This is a genomic window from Actinomadura graeca, assembly GCF_019175365.1.
Lineage (GTDB): Bacteria > Actinomycetota > Actinomycetes > Streptosporangiales > Streptosporangiaceae > Spirillospora > Spirillospora graeca.
In genome coordinates this window covers 2,011,871-2,030,006 of the sequence record NZ_CP059572.1, presented here as the reverse complement: position 1 = coordinate 2,030,006, position 18,136 = coordinate 2,011,871, and the positions used below count along the sequence as shown (strand labels likewise).

At 72.2% G+C, this 18,136-nt stretch carries 16 protein-coding genes; 7 read left to right on the top strand and 9 right to left on the bottom strand.

Going from position 1 to position 18,136, the window contains the following annotated elements; genetic code table 11:
* Positions 1–61: 61 nt before the first annotated feature.
* Positions 62–283: a hypothetical protein gene (locus tag AGRA3207_RS09305; protein WP_231334162.1), complete on the top strand. Its 222-nt coding sequence runs from the start codon at positions 62–64 to the stop codon at positions 281–283.
* Between the two features lie 121 nt (positions 284–404).
* On the opposite strand, the gene AGRA3207_RS09300 is transcribed toward AGRA3207_RS09305, so the two are convergent.
* Positions 405–1,013 (bottom strand): hypothetical protein, encoded by a 609-nt coding sequence (locus AGRA3207_RS09300; RefSeq protein WP_231334161.1) that lies wholly within the window; start codon positions 1,011–1,013, stop codon positions 405–407.
* Positions 1,014–1,238: 225 nt separating this feature from the next.
* Between AGRA3207_RS09300 and AGRA3207_RS09295 the strand changes: the two genes are divergently transcribed.
* Complete coding sequence (locus AGRA3207_RS09295) at positions 1,239–2,690, top strand: S28 family serine protease (protein ID WP_231334160.1); 1,452 nt, start codon at positions 1,239–1,241, stop codon at positions 2,688–2,690.
* 159 nt (positions 2,691–2,849) lie between these two features.
* Here AGRA3207_RS09295 and AGRA3207_RS09290 read toward each other — a convergent pair whose 3' ends face one another.
* From AGRA3207_RS09290 to AGRA3207_RS09275, 4 genes are all read right to left on the bottom strand, one after another.
* Positions 2,850–4,418 carry a glycoside hydrolase family 13 protein gene (locus tag AGRA3207_RS09290; protein WP_231334159.1) on the bottom strand — a complete coding sequence of 523 codons (1,569 nt, stop codon included), beginning with the start codon at positions 4,416–4,418 and terminating at the stop codon, positions 2,850–2,852.
* Positions 4,419–4,434: 16 nt separating this feature from the next.
* The gene (locus AGRA3207_RS09285; protein WP_231334158.1) at positions 4,435–4,818 is read right to left on the bottom strand and encodes a globin; all 384 of its coding nucleotides are present in this window, start codon (positions 4,816–4,818) and stop codon (positions 4,435–4,437) included.
* Between the two features lie 20 nt (positions 4,819–4,838).
* Positions 4,839–5,855 (bottom strand): mechanosensitive ion channel family protein, encoded by a 1,017-nt coding sequence (locus AGRA3207_RS09280; protein WP_231334157.1) that lies wholly within the window; start codon positions 5,853–5,855, stop codon positions 4,839–4,841.
* Between the two features lie 216 nt (positions 5,856–6,071).
* On the bottom strand, positions 6,072–6,503 hold the full coding sequence (locus AGRA3207_RS09275) for a hypothetical protein (protein ID WP_231334156.1): 432 nt from the start codon (positions 6,501–6,503) through the stop codon (positions 6,072–6,074).
* A 422-nt stretch (positions 6,504–6,925) separates the two neighbouring features.
* Here AGRA3207_RS09275 and AGRA3207_RS09270 point away from each other — a divergent pair, with 422 nt between their 5' ends.
* Positions 6,926–8,572 carry an NsdA family TPR-like regulatory protein gene (locus tag AGRA3207_RS09270; protein WP_231334155.1) on the top strand — a complete coding sequence of 549 codons (1,647 nt, stop codon included), beginning with the start codon at positions 6,926–6,928 and terminating at the stop codon, positions 8,570–8,572.
* A gap of 7 nt (positions 8,573–8,579) precedes the next feature.
* Positions 8,580–9,224 carry a GNAT family N-acetyltransferase gene (locus AGRA3207_RS09265; RefSeq protein WP_231334154.1) on the top strand — a complete coding sequence of 215 codons (645 nt, stop codon included), beginning with the start codon at positions 8,580–8,582 and terminating at the stop codon, positions 9,222–9,224.
* A gap of 16 nt (positions 9,225–9,240) precedes the next feature.
* Here the strand turns inward: AGRA3207_RS09265 and AGRA3207_RS09260 are convergent, their stop codons facing one another.
* Together AGRA3207_RS09260 and AGRA3207_RS09255 are read right to left on the bottom strand one after the other, a co-directional pair.
* Positions 9,241–10,074 carry a class I SAM-dependent methyltransferase gene (locus AGRA3207_RS09260; protein WP_231334153.1) on the bottom strand — a complete coding sequence of 278 codons (834 nt, stop codon included), beginning with the start codon at positions 10,072–10,074 and terminating at the stop codon, positions 9,241–9,243.
* Positions 10,071–12,161 (bottom strand): prolyl oligopeptidase family serine peptidase, encoded by a 2,091-nt coding sequence (locus AGRA3207_RS09255; RefSeq protein ID WP_231334152.1) that lies wholly within the window; start codon positions 12,159–12,161, stop codon positions 10,071–10,073. Before AGRA3207_RS09255 ends, AGRA3207_RS09260 begins: the two co-directional genes overlap by 4 nt.
* A gap of 335 nt (positions 12,162–12,496) precedes the next feature.
* On the opposite strand from AGRA3207_RS09255, the gene AGRA3207_RS09250 reads away from it, so the two are divergent.
* Positions 12,497–13,006 (top strand): HNH endonuclease, encoded by a 510-nt coding sequence (locus tag AGRA3207_RS09250; protein WP_231334151.1) that lies wholly within the window; start codon positions 12,497–12,499, stop codon positions 13,004–13,006.
* 70 nt (positions 13,007–13,076) lie between these two features.
* A complete protein-coding gene (locus tag AGRA3207_RS09245; RefSeq protein ID WP_231334150.1) occupies positions 13,077–13,292 on the top strand; it encodes an FmdB family zinc ribbon protein in 216 nt (71 codons plus the stop codon).
* 94 nt (positions 13,293–13,386) lie between these two features.
* Here AGRA3207_RS09245 and ilvD read toward each other — a convergent pair whose 3' ends face one another.
* Positions 13,387–15,243 (bottom strand): dihydroxy-acid dehydratase, encoded by a 1,857-nt coding sequence (gene ilvD, locus AGRA3207_RS09240; protein ID WP_231334149.1) that lies wholly within the window; start codon positions 15,241–15,243, stop codon positions 13,387–13,389.
* A gap of 365 nt (positions 15,244–15,608) precedes the next feature.
* Positions 15,609–16,427, bottom strand: a complete 819-nt coding sequence (locus AGRA3207_RS09235) for a nuclease-related domain-containing protein (RefSeq protein WP_231334148.1) — start codon at positions 16,425–16,427, stop codon at positions 15,609–15,611.
* 227 nt (positions 16,428–16,654) lie between these two features.
* Here AGRA3207_RS09235 and AGRA3207_RS09230 point away from each other — a divergent pair, with 227 nt between their 5' ends.
* Positions 16,655–18,124, top strand: a complete 1,470-nt coding sequence (locus AGRA3207_RS09230) for an amidase (protein WP_231334147.1) — start codon at positions 16,655–16,657, stop codon at positions 18,122–18,124.
* Positions 18,125–18,136 lie beyond the last annotated feature (12 nt).

Here is an 18,136-nt window from a genome sequence, read left to right as displayed (position 1 = left end):
CATAGCGATCATTCTTGCCGGGTATTACCGGAAAGAATGCGTCGGACGGAATCGAGAAGCCATGTCCCCCTATCTCGCCGCATGGGTCCTGTGGATCCTGATGTTCTTCGCGATCGAGCTGCCCGCGGTCTTCAACCGCCAGAAGGACGACACCCTGTCCGAGCTGGTCTGGAACGTGTTCGCCATTCGCGGCAAGCCCCTCGGATGGCAGGTGCGACGGCTCGCCCTGGTCGTCGGACTGGGCTGGCTCCTGGCCCATTTTCTCACGGGCGGCGCCATCTGACCCCGCCGTGGGCGGAAGGACGGATCCCCAGGGACCCGTCCTCCCCTCTGGGCCGTCCTTCCGGCCTGCGGCGGTGTGGGTGCCGCGCGGCGGTCCGAGCCGCCCGCGGCGGTGCGTCCGGTCAGCGTGAGGCCAGCCACGGATCCTTCAGGTCGAGATAGGTGAAGTCGCCCTCGTAGAACCGGCGCATCTCCTCCATCTCGGCCTGCATCTCCGGCGGCGGGGGCTGTGCCTCGCCCCTGCGGGCCTCCGCCTCGGACGTGAAGTAGACGGCCTCGGTGAAGCCGCCGTCGCCGTGGGCCGCCCAGAGGCCGCCCAGGATGTCGGGACGGAAGCGCCGCAGCGCGTCGAGGTCCGCCCGGTCCATCCATGCCCGCAGCCCTTCCAGGTCGCGGACGCGGCTGTGCATGATCTGGACGAAACCGGCGTCATCGGAGCCACCGGCCATCCAGGTGCCGCTCTGGGCGCAGTCGTGGAAGACGACCTCGCCGGTGAAGAGCTTGGACAGCTCGGTCCACCACTGCTCCTGCTCCTGCCGGTGGCTGTTGCTCCGGGCCGCCTCCGGCGACTCGAACCGGGCCAGCGTGACGAACGTGCCGTCCTCGGTGACCCCGGAGGTGCTGCCGAGCCAGCCGATCGAGCCGGGGGCCAGGTCGCGGACCCAGCGGTCCATCGCGTCCTTGACCTCGTCGCGGTCGATGACCGTCCCCTGGATTACCTGGATGAACATCGCGCCCCCCTTGTCGCGATCGTTGTGCGAACCGGTCGTATGGACCGATCCCCCCTGAATTCCGACGCTACGCCGGATGCGAGGGGATAACCACTGTGTCGTCACGGGTCTGTAACAAGCGTGGTAGGGATCCGTTTTTGCCCTACTTATCCCTCTAGGGTCGCCTCGCGAAATGTGGAGATCCCACGTGGAAGGGGCATGATGCGGCGCGTCTCAACAGGAGCGATGGCACTGCTGCTCGCCGCGGGGCTGACCGGGACCGGCGCCACGGCGGCGCAGGCGACGGCGACCGCGCGCACTGACACGGTCCGGGCGGTTCCAGGGGGTGTGGGGGGTCATCTCCCTACAAGAGACCGGACCGGCCTGGCCCAGGCGGACGACATCCTCGTCCAGCTCAAGGCCATTCCCGGAATGCAGGTGACGGAGAAGACCTCGACGTTGCCGGGCTACCGGTGGTTCTGGCTCACCTACCGCCAGCCGGTCGACCACCACGACCCCAAGGGGAAGTGGTTCGAACAGCGGATCATGTTGCAGCACAAGTCCGCGGACCGGCCGATGGTGCTGTACACCAGCGGCTACAACACGCCGGAGACGATGTTCACCTCCGAGCCGACATCGCTGATCGACGGCAACCAGATCTCCGTCGAGTACCGGTACTTCACCCCGTCGCGGCCCGAGCCGGCCGACTGGACGAAGGACACGATCTGGCAGGCCGCCACCGACGAGCACCGGCTGATCGGCGCGCTGAAGAAGATCTACAAGGCCCGGTGGATCTCCACGGGCGCCAGCAAGGGCGGCATGACGGCCGTCTACCACAAGCGCTTCTACCCCCGTGACGTCGACGGCAGCGTCGTCTACGTCGCGCCGAACGACGTCGACAACGACCAGGACCGCGCCTACGACAGGTTCTTCCAGACGGTCGGCACCGACCCGCAGTGCCGCGCCCACGTCAAGGCGCTGGCGCGCGAGATCCTCAAGCGCCGTCCCGCGATGCTGGCGCGGTTCAAGGACGCGGCGGCCAAGAACGGCTGGACGTTCGGCATCCTGAAGACGCCGGACCGCGCGTTCGAGAACTCGGTGATGGACTACGAGTGGGCCTTCTGGCAGTACAGCCTCCAGTCCGACTGCCCGGCGCTGCCCGCGGTGGACGCCTCGGACGACGCGCTCTACGGAAGCCTCGACGCGATCTCCGGGCTGTCGTTCTACACCGACCAGGGCCTCGCGCAGTACATCCCGTACTTCTACCAGGCGGGCACGCAGCTGGGCTGGCCGACACCGCAGTTCACGCACCTGCGTCCGCTGCTGCGCTACGAGAGCAGCTACCAGCCGCGCACCTACGTCCCCGCGGACATCCCGATGCGGTTCGACCGGGGCAAGGCGATGCGCGACATCGACCGCTGGGTCCGTGAGCACGGCAGCAGGCTGCTGTTCGTGTACGGCGGCAACGACCCGTGGGGTTCCGAGCCGTTCCGGCTGGGCAAGGGCAGCCGCGACTCGGCCGTCCTCACCGCTCCCGGCATGAACCACAGCGGACGGCTCATCGCCCGGCTCGACGCCGACGACAAGGCCGACGCCATCGCCGACCTCCAGCGCTGGGCGGACGTCAAGCCCGGCGCGCGTGCGCTGACGGCGCCCCCCGCCGACGACGTCCTCCAGCTCCAGCGCCCCCCGCTGTGACGTCCCCCCTGCCCGCCGCAGCGCTCCCGCTGTAGCGCCGGTCCACGGCGCGCCGTCCGTGCGCAGACCCCTCGCGCGGACGGCGCGCCGTGCTTGCCCGCAGGCACGGTGCGTCTGCGGGCGTGCCCCTCGGGCGGCATGGGCCCGCCGCGCCGGAGGTCAGGGGGACGCGAGCCAGGCGGCGGCGTTGCCCGGGAGCAGGTCGCCGTAGGGCGGGATGCTGGTCAGCAGCGGACGGCCGGGCGGAAGCCGGACGGGGTTCTCGCCGCAGTTCAGCGCGCAGGTCAGCGGCCCGCGCTTAAAGAACACCGCCGTCGCCGGGGAGTCGAGCCACTCCAGGTCGTCCGGCAGGTCGGGGACGAGACGGCGCCGCAGCGCGAGGGCCGCGCGGTAGAACGCCAGCGTCGAGGACGGATCGCCCTCCTGCGCCTCCACGGTCAGCGACGCCCACCGCGCGGGCATCGGCAGCCAGGGGAGGACGCCCTCGGCGGTGAACCCGAACGGCTCGGTCTTCCCCGACCAGGGGAGCGGCACGCGGCACCCGTCCCGTCCCGGCTGCCCGCCGTCGCTGCGGTGGAAGATGGGGTCTTGGCGTGCCTTGTCCGGCAGGTCCGTCACCTCGGGAAGGCCCAGTTCCTCGCCCTGGTACAGGTACGCCGATCCGGGCAGCGACAACAGCAGCAGCAGCGCGGCCCTGGCACGGGCCAGTTCGAGCCCCGGAACCCCCTCCGGCTGCTCGTACCGCGTGACATGGCGGATGGAGTCGTGGCTGGACAGCACCCAGGTGGGCGCGGCCCCGGTCGGCGCGACGGCCTTCATCGCGGACGTCACCACGTCCTGGAACGCCGGGGCCGACCACGGGGCGAGCTGGAGGTCGAACTGGAACACCTGGTGCAGCTCGTCGGGACGCAGGTAGAGCGCGAGGTCGTCGGGGCCGTCCGTCCACACCTCGCCGATGGCCATGCGGCCGTCGTACCCGTCCAGGACGCGGCGCCAGCTCCGGTAGATCTCGTGGACCTCGGGACGGCTGGAGAGGGGGCCGTTCGCCGTCCGCGCGTCGCGCCCGGCCAGATCGCCGAAGGCGTCGTCCTTCACCAGGCCGGCCGCGACGTCGATGCGGAAGCCGTCGACACCGCGGTCCAGCCAGAACCGCAGGATGTCCTCGAACTCGTGCCGGACCCACGGGTTGCGCCAGTTCAGGTCGGGCTGCTCCGCCGCGTACAGGTGCAGGTACCACTCGCCGTCGGGCAGGCGCGTCCAGGCGGGGCCGCCGAACGCCGACGGCCAGTCGTTCGGCGGGTCCTCCTCGCCGGGACCCTCCCCTGGCCTGCCGGAGCGGAAGATGTAGCGGTCACGTGCGGGCGAGCCCGGCGGCGCGGCCACCGCCTCCCGGAACCAGCGGTGCCGGTCGGAGGTGTGGTTCGGGACGATGTCGACGATCAGCCGCAACCCGTGCGCGTGCGCGTCCGCGACCAGCGCGTCGAAGTCGCCGAGCGTCCCGAACCGGGGGTCCACGTCGCGGTAGTCGGCCACGTCGTAGCCGCCGTCCGCCAGCGGCGACGGGTAGAACGGCGTGAGCCACAGCGCGTCCACGCCCAGGTCGCGCAGGTAGCCGAGCCGGGACCGGATCCCCTGGAGGTCGCCTTCACCGTCCCCGTCCGAGTCGGCGAAACTGCGGACGTAGACCTCGTACACGACGGCGTCGCGCCACCAGGGGGTTCGTGTCATACAGGGCGATCTACCCTTATGTCGGGGCGTTCACCAAGCTGCGCGCGGCCATCGTGAAGTAGTCCCAGAGCATCTTCTCCAGCTGCTCGGGCAGCTCCAGCTCGTCCACCGCGTCCCGCATGTGCCGCAGCCACGCCTCCCGCTCGGCCTCGCCGATCACGAACGGCACGTGCCGCATCCGCAGCCGGGGATGCCCGCGCCGCTCACCGTAGGTCTTCGGGCCGCCCCAGTACTGGATGAGGAACAGCCGCAGCCGCTCCTCGGCCGGGCCGAGGTCCTCCTCCGGGTAGAGGGGGCGCAGGACGGGGTCTTCGGCGACCCCCTGGTAGAAGCGGTGCACCAGCCTGCGGAACGTCTCCTCGCCGCCGGCCGCCTCGTAGAAGGTCACCTGTTCGCTCATCGCGTCCCCAGCCTATGTGATCAGGCGGACGGCGCGGGCGTCGCGACGGAGACCCCGGCCTCGTCGAACGCCCGCTTGACCCGCTCGCGCAGCTCCCGGGCGACGTCGGCCTGCCGGCCCGGCGCGGTCTTGAGCACGACGCGGATCACCAGGGCGTCGCCCGCCAGCGCCTGCACGCCCCACACCGACGGCTTCTCCAGGATCACGCCCTCCCAGGAGGGCGTCTCGGCCAGTTCGTCGGCCGCGGCCTGGAGGATCTCCTTGACCTTCTCGGTGTCCTCGCTGATGTCGACCGGGATGTCCAGGACGGCCCGTCCCCAGTTCTGTGACTCGTTCCCGACCTTCTTGATCTCCCCGTTCGGGACGTACCAGACCACGCCGTTGACGTCGCGCATCCGGGTGACGCGCAGCGTGACGGCCTCCACCGTCCCTTTGGCGCTGCCCACGTCGATGACGTCGCCGACGCCGTACTGGTCCTCCAGCAGCATGAACAGCCCGGCGAGGAAGTCCTTGACGATGTTCTGCGCGCCGAAGCCGACCGCGACGCCGATCACGCTCGCGCTGGCCAGGATCGGCGCGAGGTTCAGGCCGAGCGAGCCGAGGATGCTGAACGCCGCCGTCCCCATGATCAGGATGGAGGCGATGGAGCGCAGCACCGACCCGAGCGTCTTGGCGCGCTGGGCGCGGCGCTGGTTCAGCAGGGCGGGGCTGCCGTCGAAGACGGTCCGGGACCGCTCCTTGACCTTCTCCGACATCGTGCCCTCGGCCATCCGCACCGTCACCTTGGTGATCATCCGGTGCGCGATGTTCTTGACGATCAGCGCCACCACGAAGGTGAGGGTGATCCACAGCAGGGTCGCGAGGGGCTTGTCGAGCCAGGTCGCGTAGAACCTGGTGAAGTCGGTGTTGTGTGAGACGTTCCACACCAGCCGGCACGCGGCGGTGGGCGTCCGGTCGGCTCCGGCGGACGCCTGGCATGCGGTCTCGACCGTCCCCTTCTGCGCCCAGGGCAGCGACGCTTGGAGAACGAGTGACATCGGTCAGACCCTCCCCGGCCTTTGTGGGTGTCACGCCACCTCGCCGTGGACCCGCGGCGGGTACCAGCCCGATCGTAGGGGACGGTGACGACCGGTTCGTACGACGCCGGGCGAAGTGGCGTTCCGTGGCCGGGGAGGGACTGGCCGGACGAACGTGCCCCGCGGGTCCGCGGCTGCCGCGCCGTTCCGGCCGCGGCCCGCGGGGCACGCCCGGTCCTAGGAGCGGCCCACCGGCCGCTCGTGCCTGTCCCACCGGCCGGCGCGCCCGCCGAGCGGCTCCCTGCTCAGGACCTCCCGGACGAGGGTCTCGCGGCCCGGTGCCCGCCGGACGGGACCGTCGCCGCCGTGGGACTCCTTGCAGTGCGCGTCCCGGCGGAGCGGCTGCAGGACGTGCGCCAGCTTCCCCGCGGCGCCGCCCGGGTCGTCCACGCCGTGCATGCGCTCACCCCACGACCACCAGAAGTAGTGGTCGGGCGACTCGGGTGCCGGTGCGCAGGTGACGTCCTCCGCGAGGCTCGCGGCCTCCGGGTTGACCACGCGCAGGAACACCGGCCCGGAACGCGTCCGGACGACGCGGGCCACGAGCCCGCGCGTGCCGAGCTCGCGCTCCAGATCCTCCAGGTAGCCGACGCGTCTGTCGCTGACCACCTTCGCACCCCCTCCATCTGCCGTGCCGTGAGGACTGCCTGGCCGATTCCCGCGTGACCGCCCGCGGCCGCCGTGCGGACGACTGATCGACTCTGCGGATCCGGCTTGTTACCCGCGGCGAGAATTGCAACTCCCGCCGTCCACGGTCAAGGGCGCGCCCGGCCGCCGGAGTACCGAATCACCCCACCTCAGGCAAAGGTTCCTCCCCCTCGGAGGAAGAATCTCTACTCTGGAGGTCGGGGACGCATCCTTGGCCCACGCACTTCACAGGAACCGCTTGGCCTGTACCTGTGCGGGGGTTACGCTGCGTGCGCGAGCAATCATCTGTCGTGGCCATCTAGTTACCGGTCGCCGTGGCAAGGGCGCGGGCCCCTCCCCCGGGGGCCGGCGCCCCGGCCCAGCGGTGAGGAGGCCGGAACCACATGTCGGAACCCCCTCGGAAAGAGACGGACGTCGCCCGCAGGATCCGCGCGCACGGCCTGGCCCGAGGGCGCTTCCCCGTGGACATCGCCCACGACATCCACGAGCAGTGCGCCCCCCTGTTCGGCACGAGCCGGGTGAAGGCGCACCGCCTCGCCCACGGGGTCGCGCTGTCCGACATCGTCGCCCAGGTCAGGGCGCTGTACGAGGTCGACGGCAAGCCGGCCCCCAGGCTCGGGGAGACCCTGCTGTCGGCCTACGAGAGCGGGTACAAGAGACCGGGCCCCGAGTACCTGCACTACCTCTGCGCCGTCTACCGCGTCGAACCCGACTCGCTCGGATTCCGCAGCCCCTGCATCTGCGGCCGCGGCCACGGCGTGCGCCCGGGCGCCGCCACCGTGCCCCAGCCGCGGGCACCGGAACGCCACGGCGTCCGCGAACCCGACGTCCCGCTCGTCGGATCCATCGTCACCAGGGCCGAGGAGCGGCCCTGGGTCACCGTCAACGATCTCCGGGGCCCCGACCGCGCCGACGGCCCCCTGTCCATTGATGTGGGAGAGGAGGACATCGTGCTTCGTAGAACACTTCTGCAACTCTTGGCCGGAGCGGGCGTGGCGCTCGACGGCCAGTTCCTGGGGGCCGTCGACAACCTGCGGCGCAAGATGGACGACACGCTGGTCGGCGCGACCGTCTCGCCGACCATGCTCGACCAGTGGGAGGAGACGACCTACGGGTACGGCCAGCAGTACCAGGCCACCCCGTCCCTGCGGATGCTCTGCGACGTGCTGCTGGACTTCAGCGAGGTGCGGCGCATGTGCGACAAGCGCCAGCCTGTCGAGCTCCAGGAGCGGCTGTGCCGCATCGCGGCCCAGCTGTCCGGGCTGTCCGGCCTGATCATGATCAACCTGGGCGACCACCGGCTCGCCCGGTCGTTCTTCCGCACCGCCCGCACCGCCGCGGACGAGACGGGCGACCGGCAGCTGCGCGCCTGGGTGACCGTCCGCGAGTCGCTGGTCCCGATGTACTACGGCGACCCGCGGGAGGCGCTGCACCTGGCCCGCAAGGCCCAGGACCTCGCCGGGCGCACCCCCAGCGTGGCCGCGGCCATGGCCCCCGCCGTGGAGGCGCGGGCGCTCGGCATGCTCGCCATGCGCGGACGCGGCGACGCCGCGCCCAGCGCCCGCCGCGCCCTGGTGCGCGGGCGCTCGGTGTTCGACCAGCTGTCCAAGACCGACACCGGCGACCTGGTGTTCGGCTTCACCGACCGGCAGATGGCCTTCTACGAGGGCGACACCTTCACCAGCCTCGGCGACCACAAGCACGGCGACGAGGTCCTCAGCCACGCGCTGACCCTGTACTCCACCACCGACCGCGTCGACCTCACCCTCGTCAAGCTCGACCGGGCGACCTGCAAGCTGCACGCCGGGCACCCCGAGGCGGCGCTGAACGCGGGCCAGGAGGCCATCCTCGACCTCCCGCCCGACCACCGCTCCGACATCCTCGTCCACCGCGCGCGCCAGATCGGCGCCGCCGTCTCGGCCAAGCATGGCGACATCCCGGCGCTGAAGGGCTTCTACGAGGCCCTCGCCGGCCCGTGGGTCACCAGCCCCGTCAACGACAGGTCCGTCCCACCTTCCGAACAGGTCTGACCCGGCCATGGGACCGGCAGAAGGCGCCCCCCGGCACGAGCACACGACGCCGGGGGGCGGGCAAGACGACCCCGAAGACGGGTCCCGGACACTCGTCCGGCTCCGGCAGGAGCCGCCCGTGTGGGCGTTCGCGGACCTCCGGCTCAGGCGGTACCGTGCCGCCGACCACGCCACCGTCCTCGCGCTGCACCGGGAAGGGCTCGCCCAGGTGGGCCTGCGCCCCGGCGACGGCGTCTACTACGACCACGACTTCTTCCGGATGGAGGACATCTACCTCCGCAACGACGGGGAGTTCCTCGTCGGCGAGGCCGGCGGCCGGATCGTCGCCATGGGCGGCCTGCGCCGCGCCGACCTCGTCCCCGGCGGCAGGGCCCGCGCGTTCGGCGGCTACGCGCCCGGCACGCCCGCCCTCGACGCCGTCGAGATGGTGCGGCTCCGCGTCCGCCCCGCCGTGCAGCGCCGGGGCTACGGCACGGCCGTGGTGCGGGCGCTGGAGGAACGCGCACGCGAGTACGGCTACCGCGTCCTGCGCGCCGACACCACCGAGCTTCAGGCACCGGCCCTCGCCCTCTACCAGGGGTTCGGCTGGACGGAGACGCGCCGGGAGGTGATCGGCGGCATCGTCAACATCTACCTGGAGAAGCAGCTGTGACCGGCCCGCGTGCGGGTCACGGGCGCCGGGCGGCCACCAGCTGCATGAGCGGGTAGCGGTGGCGCCTGACGCCGGTCAGGCCCCGGTCGGCCAGGGCGCCGGTCACCTCACCGTCCCCGAAGACGTTCAGCCCGGTGGCGCGGCGCACCAGGTCACGGCCGACGTCGGCGGGCAGGACGAGCGGACGGCGGGAGGTGAGGATGACCAGGTTCCCGCCCGGCCTCAGGACGCGGATCATGCCGTCGACGGCCGTCCACGGATCGTCGAACAGGTACAGCGCGCCGAAGCAGCAGACGGCGTCGAACGTCCCGTCGCGGAAGGGCAGGTCCACCGCGTCCCCCCGGACGTAGCCCACCGGCGCGGCGCCCGCCCCGGCGCCGCGGGTGTCCGGGCCGCGGGTGCCGGCGTGGGCGTCGGCGCGGGTGTCGGCGGCGGCGCGGGCGAGCATGGTCGCGGACGCGTCCAGGCCCACGACCAGGCCGTCGCCCGCGACGCCCGCCGCGAGGGCGCGGGTGACGTTGCCGGGGCCGCACGCGACGTCCAGGACGTCCGCCACCGGTTTGACGATGTCGTCCGGCCGCCCGAGGCCGAGCCGGTCGCGCGCCATGGCGTGCTCGGCGGCGGTGTCGGGGCCGAACGGCCAGCCCTTCGCCAGGTTGAACCCGACCGGCCGCCACACCCTCTCGTAGATCTGCGGGAGGAACGCCGACTGCATCGCCCTCTGCGCGGGGGTCGGCGGCGGCGACGCGGACGGGCCGAGCAGGTCCAGATAGCCCGCGGACATGTCGGGTTCCTCCGGCGGCTCCCGGAGCAGGCCCGCGATCCGGGCGGCGAGCGTCCCCGCCGTCACGGCGCCTCCGCGTCGTCGGGCAGCGGCAGGCCCGTCTGCGCGGCGGTGAAGGCGAGCGTGTCGGCCATCAGCTCGACCGAGCGGCTCACCGAGCGGGCCGCGTGGCCGACCTCCGCCTCGTCGCGGAGCAGGATCGGGGCACCGGACGAGGTGGCGTGCTGGAGCGCCGCGCACAGCTTGCGGGCGTGCAGCGGGTCCACGCGGGTGTCGCTGCCGAACGTCGTGAAGAGGACGGCCGGATAGGCGGTCCCGGGATGGACGTGGTGGTACGGGGAGTAGCCGATGAGCCAGCCGAACTCCTCGGGGTCGTCCGCCGTCCCGTACTCGTCGTTCCAGGTCTGGCCGAGCCCGAACCTCTCGTAGCGGACCATGTCCAGCAGCGGGGCCGAGCAGACGACCGCGCGGTACAGCTCGGGGCGCTGGGTGAGCGCGACCCCGACGAGCAGCCCGCCGTTGGAGCCGCCCGAGATCGCCAGCCGGTCCGTGGTGGTGAGCCCGTCGGCGATCAGCCTCTCCGCGGCGGCGTGGAAGTCGTCGAAGACGTTCTGCTTGTGCTCGCGCATCCCCGCGCGGTGCCACTCCTCGCCCTCCTCGGACCCGCCGCGCAGGTTCGCGACCGCGTACACCCCGCCCGCCTCGACCCAGGCGAGGATGCCGGCCGAGTACGCGGGGGTGAGGGAGATGTTGAAGCCGCCGTAGCCGTAGAGGATCGCCGGGCGCGGGCCCGTGACGCCGGGCCGCGACGCCACCAGCATCCGCACCTCGGTCCCGTCGGCGGAGGTGTAGACGACCTGGCGGGTCTCGATCTCGGGGACCTCCACCGTGCCCGGCGCCGACGCCCACAGCTCCGTCTCGCCGGTGCGGGCGTCGTAGCGCATCACCGACGACGGCGTGACGTTGTCGGTGTAACCGAACCACGCCTCGTGCCCGCCCTCGGGGCGTTCGATGATCCCGCCGATGGAGCCGAGGCCGGGCGTGGGGACCGTGCCGAGGCGCTCGCCCGTCGCCAGGTCGTGCACGGTGATCTCGCTGATCGCGTGGCGCGTCCACCCGGCGAGCAGGACGGGGCGGGCCAGGTCGTCGAGGATCGCGAAGTCACTGAGGACCGCCTCGGGGTCCTCGGGGATCAGGTCCCGCCACGTCCCGTACGACGGGTCGGACGGGTCGGTGACGCACAGCCGCGACCGCGGGGCGTCGCGGTCGGTGAAGACGTAGGCGCGGCCGTCGCGGCCGACGTGCAGGCCCGTCTCGGCGTCCACGCCCTCCTGGACGGCGCGCAGCGCGGGCCGCTCGGCCGGCGAAGCGGACAGGTCGGCGATCCACAGGTCGTTGCGCGGCGCGGTGCCCTGGGACGCGGAGATCGTCAGCCAGCGGCCGTCGCGGCTGACGGCGACGCCGTAGTAGTTGGTCTTGTCGCGGCCCTCACCGAAGATCAGGATGTCGTCGGTGTCGGGATCGGTGCCGAGCCGGTGCAGGTAGACGCGCCGGTGGTACTGCTCCTCGCCCTCGGGGACGTCCTCGGCGGCGAGCCGCCGCCCGTAGTAGAACGCCTCGCCGCCGGGCAGCCACGCCACCGAGGAGTAGCGGACGCGGTCGATGGGGCCCTCCACCCGCCCGCCCGTCCCGACGTCGATCACGTACAGCAGCGACTCCTCGTCCCCGCCGGTCGAGACCTTGTAGGTCAGGAGGCGGCCCTCCTTGTCGGGCTGCCAGCCGTCCAGGGTGGTGGTGCCGCCGGGGTCGAGGACCATGGGGTCCACCAGGACGCGCTCGGCGCCGTCCGGGTCGACCGTGTAGAGCACCGGGTGCTCCTGCTCGGCCGTCCGGCGGGTGAAGAACCGGCGCCCGCCCCGCCACACCGGCGACCCGACGCTCCCGGCGCCGAGCAGCTCGCCGAGCCGGCGCCGCAGCCGCGCGCGTCCCGGCAGGGCGTCGGCGGCCTTGCGGAACAGCTCGTCCTGTGCGGCGAGCCACTCCCTGGTCGCGTCGCCGGCGGGATCCTCCAGCCAGCGGTACGGGTCGGCGACCCTGTGGCCATGGATCTCGTCGACGATGTCCTGGCGCGGCGCGGGCGGATACGGCGTCATGGGGTGAACTGTATTGGCCCGCGGGGGCGGCTCAGAACCCGCCACAACGCCGTCTCCACGGCGGGTCCGGCGGTGCCGGGGTGTGTTTTTGCGTTCGATCTGGCACGTGGTGGGGGATTATTGGGGTAGCGGACGGGCTCCTCAGACGCCACACTGATTCCGGGTCGGTTCGCCCCTGAGGAGGACCTCATGGCGAGTGCGCAGGTGCCGGAGACAATAATCGGGCCTCGGTGGGAGGCGCGCCCAGCCGCGTCCGCCGAGGCCAACGGACGACCATGCGGAGAAGGACCGCGTCGCGGCGAGCGGCGTCGCGGACGCCCGGTGGAGGGCGTCTGATGCGGCAGGTCCTCCTCCTGAACGCGACATACGAACCACTCACGACCCTCCCGCTCCGGCGGGCGGTCTGCCTCGTGCTCCGGGAGAAGGCGGAGATCGTCCACCACGACACCTCCGGCGCGGTGCTCCACTCGGCCACCATGGCGATCGACGTCCCGTCGGTGATCCGGCTGCGGCGCTACGTCCGGATCCCGTTCCGCACCCGCGTCCCGCTGACCCGCGCGGCCCTGATGCGGCGTGACAACTTCCGCTGTGTCTACTGCGGCCGCCGCGCCGAGACGATCGACCACGTCCACCCGCGCAGCCGCGGCGGCAAGCACATCTGGGAGAACTGCGTCGCGTCCTGCATGACGTGCAACCACCGCAAGGCCGACCGTCTCCTCGAAGAGCTGGGCTGGACGCTCAGCATCACCCCCGGCGTCCCCCGGGGTGCCCATTGGCGCCTGATCGGCCTCGTCCACGACGGCGACCCCCAGTGGGCCGCTTACGTGACGGAACCCGCGGCCTGAAGGCCGCCGCGCACGCCCGGCGTCGCCGCGCGCTCTCGTCCGCCGCGCCCCCACCCCGTATCCTGGGGGCGTGCCACGCTATGACTACCGCTGCCGCGCCTGCGGGTCGACGTTCGAGGTCTCCCGCCCGATGATCAACTCCTCGGACCCGGCGCCCTGCCCGGACGGCCACGACGACACGGTGAAGCTGCTGTCCACGGTCGCCGTCACCGGCTCCGCCGGCGCCCCGAAGCCCCCGCCGTCGTCCGGCGGAGGAGGCTGCTGCGGAGGAGGCTGCTGCTCCTAAGCCCTCTCAGAGCGCATCGAACGGCGGCACGACCCGCACAACGATGAGCAGCGGCGCCCCTCCCTGGGGGTCGGGAGGCGCGGTGACGCCCGGGTCAGGGGCGGTCCAGCTGGGTGACGTCGCGGGCGGCGCCGGTGGAGGCGGAGGTCGCCATGGCGGCGTAGGCGCGCAGGGCGGCGCTGACCGGGCGGTGACGGTCGCGCGGGCGGTAGCCGCCGAGGTCGGCGAGGAGCTTCTCGCGGCGGATCTCCAGCTCGTCGGCCGGGACGTCCAGCTCCAGCGTGCGGTGCGGGATGTCGATGACGATGCGGTCGCCGTCCTCGACGAGGGCGATGACGCCGCCGCCCGCGGCCTCGGGGGAGGCGTGCCCGATGGACAGGCCGGACGTGCCGCCGGAGAAGCGGCCGTCGGTGATCAGCGCGCAGTCCTTGCCGAGGCCGCGGCCCTTGAGGAAGCTCGTCGGGTAGAGCATCTCCTGCATGCCGGGGCCGCCCTTCGGGCCCTCGTAGCGGATCACGACGACGTCGCCGGCCTTGACCTTGCCGCCGAGGATGCCCTCGACGGCCTGGTCCTGGCTCTCGAAGACGACGGCGGGGCCGGTGAAGGTCCACAGGTCCTCGTCCACGCCCGCGGTCTTGACGATCGCGCCGTCGGGGGCGATGTTGCCGCGCAGGACGGCGAGGCCGCCGTCGGCGGTGTAGGCGTGCTCGGCGTCGCGGATGCAGCCCCCGGCGCGGTCGAGGTCGAGCTCCTCCCAGCGGGCGCTCTGGCTGAACGCCGAGGTGCTGCGGACGCCGCCCGGTGCCGCGTGGAACAGGTCGACGGCCTCGGGGAGGACGTCGGGGGAGCGGACGTCCCACTTGGCGACGAACTCCTCCAGGGACGCGGAGTGGATCGAGTGGGCGGCGGCGTTCAGCAGGCCGGCGCGGTGCAGCTCGCCGAGCAGGGCGGGGATGCCGCCGGCGCGGTGGCAGTCCTCGACGTGGTATTTGCCGGTGGCGGGGGCCAGCTTGCAGATGCAGGGGACGCGGCGGGACAGCGCGTCGATGTCGGCGAGCCCGAAGTCGACGCCGCCCTCGTAGGCGGCGGCGAGGAGGTGCAGGATCGTGTTGGTGGAGCCGCCCATGGCCACGTCCAGGACCATGGCGTTCTCGAACGCCTCGCGGGTGGCGATGCTCAGCGGCAGGACGGAGGCGTCGTCGCCGTCGTAGTAGCGGCGGGCGATCTCGACGACGGTGCGGCCGGCGTCCTCGTAGAGGCGGCGGCGGGCGGTGTGGGTGGCGAGGACGGTGCCGTTGCCCGGCAGGGCCAGCCCGATCGCCTCGGTGAGGCAGTTCATGGAGTTGGCGGTGAACATGCCCGAGCAGGACCCGCAGGTGGGGCAGGCGCTCTCCTCCATCTCCAGGAGCTTGTCGTCGGCGACGGAGCCGTCGGCGGAGGCGATGATCGGGTCGATCAGGTCGAGCTTGTTGCCGCCCATGACGCCCTCGACGGGCTTGCCGGCCTCCATCGGGCCGCCGGAGACGAACACGGTGGGGATGTTGAGGCGCAGCGCGGCCAGCATCATCCCGGGCGTGATCTTGTCGCAGTTGGACACGCAGACCAGGGCGTCGGCGCAGTGGGCGTTGACCATGTACTCGATGGCGTCGGCGATCACCTCGCGGGAGGGCAGCGAGTAGAGCATGCCGTCGTGGCCCATGGCGATGCCGTCGTCCACCGCGATCGTGTTGAACTCGCGGGGGACGCCGCCGGCCTCGCGGACGGCGCCCGCGACGACCTTGCCGACCTGGTCCAGGTGGACGTGGCCGGGGACGAACTGGGTGAAGCTGTTGGCCACCGCCACGATCGGCTTGCCGAAGTCCTCGCGTTCGACGCCGCTGGCCCGCATGAGCGCGCGGGCGCCCGCCATGTTCCTGCCGTGCGTGACCGTGCGTGACCTGAGGGCGGGCATCTTCTGACCTCTCCAACGTGTGACGTGCCGTGGCGCCGGGAGCCCGGCCGCACCGGTGCCGTTCGGGCGGTGCGGGGCGGACGTGGTGTCCGCAGCGGCGGATCGCGGCGCTGCCGGCCGGCTCAGCGGAGATCGCGCGCACCGGCCCGTGTTCCTTCGATGCTACACAACGCCGGGCCTTGCTCCCGGTGGGCGATCGTCGCACGTGCGGGCGGCGCGGAGAGGCGGAAGCGGCACCCCGGCCGCGCGTGCGGGCGAGGTGCCCCTCCGTACCGGTCATCCGGAGGATGCGTCCGGTCGTTCGGGGCTCGCCGTCGAGCCTTGTCGGGGCGGCCCGGGGAAAGGCGGGCCGCCCGGTCGGCCGCTCAGTCGGTGTACTTCGGCGGCAGGGCCTTCTCGGCCGCCTCGAAGATCCGGTCGACGTCGGTGTCGGTGAGGATCTTCGGCCGGCGCCGCAGGTACGCGCGCGCCCGGTTGCCGGCGTAGACGTCCACGTCCCGGACCCGCATGACCTTCCACGGGATGGACGGGCCGTAGATCGCCACCGACGGCTGCACGGGCACGTCGAAGCCGACCTGCCCGCCGATGATGCGGCTGGCCTGCTCGGCCTCCCAGCGGGCCTCGTCCAGGCGGTCCTTCTTGTTGAAGGGGCCGTGGAACAGCTTGAGGTGGGACATGGTGCGCACCGGCAGCCGCTTGTCCCACTTCTCGGAGTCGATGGCGTAGACGCCGCTCGGCCCGATCACCAGGTGGTCGATCCGCCCGTCGCTGACGCCCTCGTCGTCGCGGGGCACGGCGCGTGCGTGGAGCACGAGGTACCCGTTGCGCTGGAGGGACTTCAGCTGCTTCTCGGTGCGCCGTTCGGCGGCCGAGGACTTCTGCCAGGCGGGGACGCTGGAGTCCTTGCGCGAGGTGCGGACGGTGTCGCCGATGATCACCAGGACGAGCGCGGTGAGACCGCCGCGGATCCCGAACACGAGGGAGACCACGATGCCGGCCGCGACGGCCGCGCCGACGCGCCACATCCAGCGGCGGATCTGGGCGTCGCCGAGCAGGGCCCCCGGCGCCCGCTCCTCGGTCGTCTCCTTCACCGGGGCCTCGTGGGGGTGCTCACGCGACTCCTCCGACTGGCCCTGGGGCTGACCTCGGGCCTCTTGCGTGTTGCCCCGATCCATGATCGCCATGAGTGACGCTCCGTATTCCTTCCACATCGGGGGCATGATCCTCCGAGCGCAGAGTAATCATTGCTACGGTGGCCTACTAGTAATGCCGGGTTAATACTTTTGTCGCCACCGAGGGGTGATTCACTGACGGCGCCGACGGGTACGATGGTACTTATCTTCTCTTCCGGAGCGATACCCGGTCCTGCCATCTTTGATGCCAGTCCGCCCGGCGTCTACCGTTCGGCCTTGTGACCCATATCCATGACCTCAGCGTCACGCGGATGGCCGAGGCCGTCCGCTCCGGCGAGCTGTCGCCGGTCGAGCTCACCGACCACTACCTCGACCGCATCGAGCGCCTGGACCCGCAGGTCGGCGCCTATGTCACCGTGACCGCCGAGATCGCCAGGGAGCAGGCGCGGCAGGCCGAGAAGGCCGTGTCGGCCGCCCCGGACCCGGCCGCTCTGCCGCCCCTGCACGGCGTGCCGGTGCCGATCAAGGACCTGAACATGGTCAGCGGGGTGCGGGCGACTTACGGGTCGGATGTTTTTGCCGATATGACCGGTTTCCTGGACGACAACGTCGTCTCACTGCTGAGGCAAGCGGGTTCTGTCCTTCTGGGTAAGACGTCGGCCCCCGAATTCGGTCTGCCCTGTTACACCGAGAGTGCCGTCGCACCCCCCGCCCGGACGCCATGGGACCTCACCCGGTCGGCGGGCGGCTCCAGCGGCGGCGCCGCCGCCGCGGTGGCCGCCGGGCTCGCGCCGGCCGCGCAGGGCAGCGACGGCGGCGGGTCGATCCGGATCCCGAGCAGCGTGTGCGGGCTCGTCGGGATCAAGCCCACCCGCGGCCGCGTCTCGCAGGGGCCGATCATCCCCGACCTCTTCGGGCTGTCCACGAACGGCCCCATCGCGCGGACGGTCCGGGACGCCGCGCTCCTGCTGGACGTGATGGCGGTCCCGATGCCCGGGGACGTCTACGCGGCGCCGCCCGTCGAGGGGACGTTCCTCTCCTGCGCGGACCGCGCGCCGGGACGCCTGCGCATCGCCCGGAGCCGCGAGCCCGCCGTGCCCGGCACCGTCGTCCATCCCGACTGCGTGGCCGCCTACGACGCCGCGTCCGCGCTGCTGGAGGAGCTCGGGCACGAGGTCGTGGAGCTGCCGCCGGTGCTCGGCTCCGACCTCGTCCCGCACTTCGAGCTGCTGTGGGGGGTGATGGCCACGATGACGCCGGTTCCGGACGACAAGGAGCACCTCCTCCAGCCGCTCACCCGCTGGCTCCGCGAGCGCGGGCGGGCCACGAGCGCGACGCGGCTGTTCCAGGCGCAGGCGGCGCTCCAGGCCGCGCTGCGCACGGCGTTCCCCGTCATGGACGAGTTCGACGCGATCCTGCATCCCACGCTGGCCCAGCCGCCGGTGCCGGTCGGGTACTTCCACGACCGGGAGCCCGCGGAGAACTTCCAGCGCCAGAAGGACTTCACGCCGTTCTGCGCCGCCTACAACGTCTCCGGCCAGCCCGCTGTGAACGTGCCTCTGTACTGGAGCGAAGGCGGTTCCGGGGAGTCCGGGGCGCCGTCGCCCGGGGGAGGCGGCGAAGGGCTGCCGATCGGGATCATGCTGGCGGGGCGGCTCGGCGGGGAGGGGACGCTGATCTCCCTGGCGGCGCAGCTGGAGGAGGCCCGCCCGTGGCTCGGCCGAAAGCCCGCCATCTGGGACGCCTGACCCCTTTTGACC

Excerpts from the sequence above, each read along its gene's own strand:
- AGRA3207_RS09305 (WP_231334162.1), top strand. The coding sequence starts at position 62 with ATGTCCCCCTATCTCGCCGCATGGGTCCTGTGGATCCTGATGTTCTTC.
- AGRA3207_RS09300 (WP_231334161.1), bottom strand. The coding sequence starts at position 1,013 with ATGTTCATCCAGGTAATCCAGGGGACGGTCATCGACCGCGACGAGGTC.
- AGRA3207_RS09295 (WP_231334160.1), top strand. The coding sequence starts at position 1,239 with ATGGCACTGCTGCTCGCCGCGGGGCTGACCGGGACCGGCGCCACGGCG.
- AGRA3207_RS09290 (WP_231334159.1), bottom strand. The coding sequence starts at position 4,418 with ATGACACGAACCCCCTGGTGGCGCGACGCCGTCGTGTACGAGGTCTAC.
- AGRA3207_RS09285 (WP_231334158.1), bottom strand. The coding sequence starts at position 4,818 with ATGAGCGAACAGGTGACCTTCTACGAGGCGGCCGGCGGCGAGGAGACG.
- AGRA3207_RS09280 (WP_231334157.1), bottom strand. The coding sequence starts at position 5,855 with ATGTCACTCGTTCTCCAAGCGTCGCTGCCCTGGGCGCAGAAGGGGACG.
- AGRA3207_RS09270 (WP_231334155.1), top strand. The coding sequence starts at position 6,926 with ATGTCGGAACCCCCTCGGAAAGAGACGGACGTCGCCCGCAGGATCCGC.
- AGRA3207_RS09265 (WP_231334154.1), top strand. The coding sequence starts at position 8,580 with ATGGGACCGGCAGAAGGCGCCCCCCGGCACGAGCACACGACGCCGGGG.
- AGRA3207_RS09255 (WP_231334152.1), bottom strand. The coding sequence starts at position 12,161 with ATGACGCCGTATCCGCCCGCGCCGCGCCAGGACATCGTCGACGAGATC.
- AGRA3207_RS09250 (WP_231334151.1), top strand. The coding sequence starts at position 12,497 with ATGCGGCAGGTCCTCCTCCTGAACGCGACATACGAACCACTCACGACC.
- ilvD (WP_231334149.1), bottom strand. The coding sequence starts at position 15,243 with ATGCCCGCCCTCAGGTCACGCACGGTCACGCACGGCAGGAACATGGCG.
- AGRA3207_RS09235 (WP_231334148.1), bottom strand. The coding sequence starts at position 16,427 with ATGGCGATCATGGATCGGGGCAACACGCAAGAGGCCCGAGGTCAGCCC.